The following is a 7,645-nucleotide window of genomic DNA, read 5'->3' on the forward strand; positions in this document are numbered from 1 at the left end:
CGGTGACGTCAGGCCCGGGAGTCCCCGACTCTTAAACGCAATGCAATTGCTTTAAGGGACGATAGGACCTACAGTCGGGCTAACGCAAACCATTAGCTTTTGCCAGGGATGCTCCGTCACTCCAGCGCCCGTCAGGACAGGAGAGGAATCCGTGCCGCCCACCGAGACCACGCCCCCCGAGATCACGACCGGCGAAATCACGTCCGGCGAAATCACGTCCGGCGAAATCACGTCCGGCGAAGTCGCGCCCACCGACCTCACGCCCCCCGAGGCCGCCCGCTGGGCCGCCCGGGCCGGACTCCGGCTCCCCGGCGACCGCCACACCGCGGTCGCGGCCACCGCCAACCACATCCACTCCGTCGTCTCGGTGCTGCGCGAGCTGGACCTCGGGGACACCCCGCCCGCCGGCGCCTACCACGCGGGACAGGAGACGCGCGATGCAGCCGTATGAGCTGTCCCTCGCCGCCGCCGCGCGGCAGATCCGGGCCCGTCGGCTCTCCCCCGTCGAGCTGGTCGACTCCGTCCTCGACCGCATCGAGCAGGTGGATCCGCAGGTCCGGGCCTACGTCGCGGTCACCGCGGAGCAGGCCCGCGGCGCGGCGCGCGAGGCCGAGCGGGAAGCGGCCCGGGGCGTGTTCCGGGGGCCGCTGCACGGCGTCCCGGCCGGCCTCAAGGACCTGATCGACGTCGCCGGAACGCCCACCACGGCCAGCTCCCGCGTCCGGGCCGGCCACCGCGCGGCCGCCGACAGCACGGTCGCCGCCCGGCTGCGGGCCGCCGGCGCGGTCCTGGTCGGCAAGACCCACACCCACGAGTTCGCCTACGGCCTGACCACTCCGCAGACCGGCAACGCCTGGGACGGCGGCCGGGTCGCCGGAGGCTCCAGCGGCGGGTCCGCCGTCGCGGTCGCCGCCGGAGCGGCGACCTTCGCCCTCGGCACCGACACCGGCGGCTCGATCCGGGTGCCCGCCGCCCTGAACGGCGTGGTCGGCCTCAAGCCGACGTACGGGCTGGTGCCCCGCCACGGCATCACGTCGCTGTCCTGGTCGCTCGACCACGTCGGCCCGATCACCCGCACCGTCGAGGACGCGGCCCTGGTCCTCACCGCCCTCGCCGGCCACGACCCCCGTGACCCCGCCTCGGTGGACCGGCCCGCCGTCGACCACCGGCCCGAGCAGGAGCCGGACCTGACGGGCGTGCGCGTCGGGGTGCCGGGCAACTACTACTTCGACCACGTCGACGCGGAGGTGGCGGCCGCCGTCCGCCGAGCCGTCGCGCAGCTGGAGGCGCTCGGCACCCGGCTCGTCGAGGTCGACATCCCGATGACCCGCTACATCCAGGCCATCCAGTGGGGCCTGATGGTGCCGGAGGCCACCGCGTACCACGAGCGCACCCTGCGCACCGTCCCCGAGCTGTACCAGGCGGACGTCCGGATCCTCCTGGAGGCCGGCGAGCTGATGGGCGCGGGCGACTACCTGCGGGCCCAGCGCGCCCGGACGCTGATGCGCGGCGAGTGGAACCGCATCCTGGAGGAGGTCGACGTGATCGCCGCCCCGGCCGTCCCGATGACCGCGGTCCGGGTCGGCCAGGAGACCGCCACCTGGCCCGACGGCACGACCGAGCAGGTGTCCGACGCCTACGTCCGCCTCTCCTCCCCCGCCAACATCACCGGACTGCCCGCCCTGTCCGTCCCGGTCGGCCACGACACGGCGGGTTTGCCCATCGGCATGCAGCTGCTCGGGCGCCCCTTCGACGAGCGGACGCTGCTGCGGGTCGGCCACGCCTACGAGCGGACGCAGCCCGCCCGGGTACTCGCGCCCCTCGCAGCCCCCGCCACCCCGGTCGCCCCAGAGTGACGGTCCGCCTCGGCGAGCCCAGGACGGCCCGCTAAACGCAAGAACTGTGCTTTAAGGTGGTGCCATGAGTCGCAGACAGATGGTGCGCCCCGGCGGACGCAGCGCCCGGGTCCAGGCAGCGGTGCACTCCGCCGTGCGTGAGCTCCTGGCGGAGGTGGGGCGCGAGGCGCTGACCGTCCCGCTGGTCGCCCAGCGCGCCGACGTCACCCCGTCGACGATCTACCGCCGCTGGGGCGACCTGGCAGAACTGCTCTCGGACGTCGCGGTGGAACGGCTGCGCCCCGACGGCGAGCCGGAGGACCACGGCGACCTTCGCTCCGACCTCACGGCCTGGGCCGAAGAGTTCCTCGACGAGATGTCGTCCGGCTCGGGCCGCGCCTACGTCCGGGACGCCCTGCTCGGCGACCCGGACGGCAGCAACGCCGGCCGGTGCTCGGCCTACGCGGCCGAACAGCTCGACGTCATCCTCGACCGCGCGACCGCCCGCGACGAGGACACCCCCGACGTCGAAGCCGCCATGGACCGCGTCGTCGCCCCCATGATGTACCGCATCCTCTTCCGGCCGGCCGGGCTCGACGCCGCGTACGCCCGTCGGCTCGTGACCGACCTCCTCGGCGCCCGCGGACGATCCGCCGCCGGCGACGCGGAGCCCGCTACAGCCAGTCACGGCGCTTGAAGACCAGGTACAGGCCGGTGCAGACCAACGCCATCAGGCCGATCGCGAACGGGTAGCCGAAGGCCCACTTGAGCTCGGGCATGGTCTCGAAGTTCATGCCGTAGACGGTGCCGATCAGGGTCGGGGCGAAGAGGATGGCCGCCCAGGAGGAGATCTTCTTGATCTCGTTGTTCTGGGCGTGGCCCGCCTCGGCGAGCTGCTTCATCTCCTCGTTCTGCCGTTGCGAGACCAGGGTGGCGTTGACGGTGAGGATGTTCTGCAGCATCTGGCGGAACCCGTCGACCCGCTCGGCCGCGTAGGTGGCGTGGTCGGCGACGTCGCGCAGGTAGCGCTGGAGTTCCTCGTCGGTGCCGTACTTCTCGAAGCCCGCCTCCAGGCTCCGCATGATGTCGAGGAGGGGGCGGGTGGCGCGCTGGAACTCGATGACCTCGCGGGAGAGTTCGTAGATGCGGCGGGAGACCTGCGGGTCGCCGCCGAAGACCTCGGTCTCGATCTCGTCGATGTCGTGCTGCAGGCCCGCGATGACGGGTGCGTAGCCGTCGACGACGGCGTCCAGGACCGCGTAGAGCACCGCCTCCGGGCCGAGCGCGAGCAGGGCCGGGTCGGCCTCCAGGCGCCGGCGGACCGCGGAGAGGTCGGGGGCCTGCGAGTGGCGCACCGTGAGGACGAAGTCGGGGCCGACGAACAGGTGGATCTCGCCGAAGTCGACCTCCTCGACGTCGTCCAGGTAGCGGGCGGCGCGGAGCACGACGAACAGCGTGTCGCCGTAGCGCTCCAGTTTCGGGCGCTGATGGGCGACGATGGCGTCCTCGACGGCGAGCTGGTGCAGGTCGAACCGCTCGGCGGCTTCCAGCAGTTGGGCCTCGGCCGGGCGGTAGAGACCGATCCAGGTCATGGTGCCCGGCTTGCCCGGCAGCTCCCGGTAGACCTCCATGAGGCTGGACGGCGTCCCGGTCCGGCGGCCGTCCCGGTAGACCGCCGCGTCGACCACCGAACGTTCGAGCGAGATCGCGGACGGCTCGTCGTGGTGATCGGGCCGGGGGTCCATCGAGTGCTCGGGCGCCGGGTGGGGGTTGCCGTGGCCGGTCGGATAGGTCGGTCGGGTGAACGGACGCCTGCTCGCCCGGGTCGCGCGTGCACGCCAGTCGGACATGGAAGGAACCTCCACGGGAGAGTATCCGCCGCCCCCGCCCGCGCCGCCTGCGGGGAACGGTGGCCCGGGCAGGGCGGCGGGCCGGCCGGCCGGCCCGCCGCGCGGTCCGTACGGTCCTGCCGATGCCGATGGCGGTGGCGGTCGGCAGGTGGCAGCGCGGGCGCCCCTGCCCATCCGGTGGCGGGTGGTCGGCGGGACGGCGGCGGGTGGTCGGTGGCGGGTGGTCGGCGGGACGGCACTGCGCCGCCTGGGGCCGGGCCGAAGCCGTCACTCGTGGTAGTGGCCGTCGTCGCTGAAGGCCTCGTTGAGGAGCGCGCCGCCCACCAGGCCGGCGGCGCCCGCGCCGAGGAGCGCCCCGGCGCCGAACCGGCGGCCGCCGCTCTCGGGCCGGTCCTGCCCGGGATCGTGCGAGTAGCCCTGCTGCGGGTGACCCTGCTGCGGGTAGCCCTGCTGGACCGGCTGCGGGTACCCGGTGGCCGGTGCGTACCCGTCGCTCTGAGCGGGGGTGTAGAACGGCGGCGGAGTGGTCTGGACGCGATGGGCGCAGCCGCCGCAGGTCTGCACCTGGCGGGGCACCCCCCACTGCGGGCACCACAGGACGGCGGTGGTGCCGGTGCCGTGCGAGGGGTCGAAGAAGCAGGTCATGACAGAACTCCCTGATGGTTCCTTGGTGCCGGCGGTGGCAGCGGCCGGGGCGGCTGCGGGTCGGGCCGGCCGTGCGGCGGGCACCGGCGGCCGGATCGCCGCGGACGGCCCTCGTTGCCACCGTCAGCGTGCCGGGCCGACTGCTCGGGCCGGCACCCGGCACCCGGCACCCGGCCGGAGCGGCCCCGCCACCCGGCCGGTGCGTCCCCTCGGTCCGGCTGGAGGTCCCGCCGACCCGGCGGGGCCGGTCGGCGTCACGGACGTTCCGCCCGGTCGGCGGGGGTGTTCCCGGCGGTCGGCGGAGTGACCGGGTGCGGTCCGTCCGGTGGGATGGGGGGACGGTCAGCCGCGACACGCGTCGGCGGACCGCGGTACCTGTGGCCGCCCGGGCCGTGCCCGGCATGTACTGGAGACCGAAGGCCGACGGACACTCCTCTGCCCGGTGGGGCGGCGGGGTGTCCACCCTGTTCCCGTTCGGAAGCGGAAGTTCCCTTGTTGATCCCTGTCCTGATCGTGATCACCGCGGTGGTGGCCGGCTGGTCGCTCGTCGCCGGGCGGCTGGAGCGCCGGCACGTACGCGCGCCGTTGGTGCTGGTGCTGGCGGGCGTGGTCACCGGCCTGTTCACGCACAGCGAGATCGCCGCCGCCCTGAACTCCGTGGTCGCCCAACGGGTGGCGGAGATCATCCTGGCCGTGCTGCTGTTCGTGGACGCCACCGAACTGCGGGGCGGACGGCTGTTCGGCCGCGAGCCGGGCTCGGCCGCCCGGGTGCTGCTGGTCGCCCTGCCGCTGAGTCTCGGCGCGACGGTCCTGCTCGGCGGACTGCTGCTGCCCGAACTGCCGGTCGCGGTGCTGCTGCTGATCGCCTGCGTCATCATCCCGACCGACTTCGCCCCGGCCGAGATCCTGGTCCGCGACCGGCGGATCCCGGCACGGGTGCGCAGCGTGCTCAACGTGGAGAGCGGCTACAACGACGGCATCGTGTCGCCGCTCTTCCTGTTCGCGCTGGTGCTGGCCGGGTCGAAGGCCGAGAAGCGCACGCCGCTGGAGGCGCTGGGCACGACCGTGCCGTTCGCGGTCAAGGCGCTCGTGCTCGGCGCGCTGATCGGCGCGCTGCTCGCCTGGCTGATGAACCTCGCCCAGCGCGCGCCGTGGATGACCGACCAGTCCCGCCGGATCCTGGTGCTGATCGTGCCGCTGCTGGCCTACACCGTGACCACCGCGGTGCACGGCAACGGCTTCGTCGCCTCGTTCGTCGCCGGTGTCGCCTTCCGGTACGTGCGGCGGGCCCCGCAGCGGCACGGCGCCCCCGCGCCGGCCGGCTCGGACTTCCAGCTGCTCGAGGACACCAGCGCCATGATGACCATGGTCATGTGGTTCTTCTTCGGCAACGCGGTGGTGCTCACGTTCGTCGTCGGCCTCGACTGGCCGGTGCTGGTGCTGTGCGCGGCCGCGCTCACCGTGCTGCGGATCGTGCCGGTCCTGCTGTCCCTGCTCGGCTCCCGGCTCAGCCGGCGCGAGCGGCTGATGGTCGGCGCGCTCGGGCCGCGCGGCACCACCTCGATCGTCTTCGGCCTGCTCGCCTTCAACGCCCTCCCGGACGGGACGGGCGCCAACACCGCCCTCGACGCCATGGTCGTCGTCGTGCTCGGCAGCATCCTGCTGCACGGCGGCGGTTCGCTGGCCATCGCCCGCGCACTGCGCGGCAAGCCCCGGGCCCGCCCGGGGAGCACGGCGGAAGTCGGGAGCGCCGGGCAGGCAGTGGTTGGCCGGGACACCGGGAGCGGCGTGGGCAGTCACCCCTCGGCCGACCCGCAGCGCGAGTGAGCTGCCTGAACGCGGCCGGGGCAGGCGGCCTCCCCGGGGCGGGTGGCGCCTCGCCCGGCGCGCGCACGCTCGCGTCCCGCGGGCCTGGCGAGGGCCTGCGCCGCCGGAGATCACGAAAGTCGTTGCAGCCGTCTTGACGTGCCGGGGTGGGCGGGTATTGACTCCGCTCACACCCCGAAGCTGATCCACCTCCCCATCAGGAGGCTTTACTTCGCGCCTGGATTGTTAGCGCTAACATACCCGGCGAACTGCGGGCACGACCCCGTGCCACAACGGCGGTCCGACGGGCCCCACCGCGGCGCGGGCGGGCGAACGCGCAAGTCAGCACAGAAACAGGACTCTTGAGGTCCGACAGGCAGAGGCGGCGAGGACTCCTCGCCAGCCGATCGTAACTCCTGGCGCGCGCCGTCAGGCGACGCACGTGTTAACGATAACAATGCTGTGTGACAGCTCCCTGAGGAGATCTCAATGCCCGGACGGAATTCCAGCCGCAGACCTCTGCCGGTGGTGATCACCGCCATCCTCGCGACCGTGGTGGCGCTGGCGGCGATGCTCGTCGCCAACCCGGCGCAGGCCGCCACCAGCGGCGCCCTGCGCGGTACGGGCTCCGGCCGGTGCCTCGACGTCCCGGGCGCCAGCCAGAGCGACGGCTCGCTCCTGCAGATCTGGGACTGCACCGGCGGGACCAACCAGCAGTGGACGTTGACGGACGGCAACCAGCTGACGGTCTACGGCAACAAGTGCCTGGATGTTCCGGGCCACGCCAACACGGCCGGTACCCGGGTGCAGATCTGGTCCTGCACCGGCGGTGCGAACCAGCAGTGGCGGGTGAACTCCGACGGCACGATCGTCGGTGTGGAGTCCGGGCTGTGCCTGGACGTTTCGGGGGCCGGTACGGCCAACGGCACCGCGGTGCAGCTCTGGACGTGCACCGGCGGCAGCAACCAGAAGTGGACCGGCCTGTCCGGGACGTCGGCCACGTGCTCCCTTCCGTCCACGTACCGGTGGACGTCGACGGGCGCGCTGGCGCAGCCGTCGAACGGGTGGGTCGCGCTGAAGGACTTCACCGACACGGTGTACAACGGCAAGCACCTGGTCTACGCGACCACCTCGGACGGGTCGTCGTGGAACACGATGGCGTTCAGCCCCTTCACGAACTGGTCGGACATGGCGTCCGCCGGGCAGACCGGCCTGCCCCAGTCCGCGGTGGCACCCCAACTGTTCTACTTCGCACCCAAGAACATCTGGGTGCTGGCCTCCCTGGGGTGGGGCACCCCCTGGGCCTTCGCCTACCGCACGTCCAGCGACCCGACCAACCCCAACGGCTGGTCCGCGCCGCAGGCGATGTTCACCGGCAGCCTCCCCACCGGCGGCCCGATCGACCCGACCCTGATCGCCGACGGCCAGAACATGTACCTGTTCTTCGCCGGTGACAACGGCAGCATCTACCGGGCGAGCATGCCGATCGGGAACTTCCCGGGCAACTTC

At 72.9% G+C, this 7,645-nt stretch carries 7 protein-coding genes; 5 read left to right on the plus strand and 2 right to left on the minus strand.

Features of this window, described 5'->3' with window-relative positions:
- Positions 1 to 226: 226 nt before the first annotated feature.
- The 3 genes from IF30_RS0135465 (at position 227) to IF30_RS0135475 (ending at position 2,532) form a co-directional block, all read left to right on the plus strand.
- On the plus strand, positions 227 to 451 hold the full coding sequence (locus IF30_RS0135465; RefSeq protein ID WP_030246279.1) for a hypothetical protein: 225 nt from the start codon (positions 227 to 229) through the stop codon (positions 449 to 451).
- The gene (locus IF30_RS0135470) at positions 438 to 1,856 is read left to right on the plus strand and encodes an amidase (RefSeq protein ID WP_030246282.1); all 1,419 of its coding nucleotides are present in this window, start codon (positions 438 to 440) and stop codon (positions 1,854 to 1,856) included. The genes IF30_RS0135465 and IF30_RS0135470 overlap by 14 nt, the downstream gene beginning before the upstream one ends.
- A gap of 64 nt (positions 1,857 to 1,920) precedes the next feature.
- On the plus strand, positions 1,921 to 2,532 hold the full coding sequence (locus IF30_RS0135475) for a TetR/AcrR family transcriptional regulator (RefSeq protein ID WP_051711896.1): 612 nt from the start codon (positions 1,921 to 1,923) through the stop codon (positions 2,530 to 2,532).
- Here IF30_RS0135475 and IF30_RS0135480 read toward each other — a convergent pair.
- Positions 2,510 to 3,685: a magnesium and cobalt transport protein CorA gene (locus IF30_RS0135480; protein WP_030246286.1), complete on the minus strand. Its 1,176-nt coding sequence runs from the start codon at positions 3,683 to 3,685 to the stop codon at positions 2,510 to 2,512. The genes IF30_RS0135475 and IF30_RS0135480 overlap by 23 nt on opposite strands.
- Positions 3,686 to 3,952: 267 nt before the next feature.
- Positions 3,953 to 4,330, minus strand: coding sequence for a hypothetical protein (locus IF30_RS0135485; protein ID WP_051711899.1), 378 nt, complete (start codon positions 4,328 to 4,330; stop codon positions 3,953 to 3,955).
- 492 nt (positions 4,331 to 4,822) lie between these two features.
- Between IF30_RS0135485 and IF30_RS0135490 the strand changes: the two genes are divergently transcribed.
- Both IF30_RS0135490 and IF30_RS0135495 read left to right on the plus strand, forming a co-directional pair.
- Positions 4,823 to 6,157 carry a cation:proton antiporter gene (locus tag IF30_RS0135490; protein WP_063752928.1) on the plus strand — a complete coding sequence of 445 codons (1,335 nt, stop codon included), beginning with the start codon at positions 4,823 to 4,825 and terminating at the stop codon, positions 6,155 to 6,157.
- A gap of 468 nt (positions 6,158 to 6,625) precedes the next feature.
- Positions 6,626 to 7,645: non-reducing end alpha-L-arabinofuranosidase family hydrolase (locus IF30_RS0135495; RefSeq protein WP_199807990.1), on the plus strand; the 1,020-nt coding region annotated here is incomplete at its 3' end.

It is taken from the genome of Streptomyces sp. NRRL S-350, assembly GCF_000719705.1.
In the GTDB taxonomy this organism is placed as follows: domain Bacteria; phylum Actinomycetota; class Actinomycetes; order Streptomycetales; family Streptomycetaceae; genus Kitasatospora.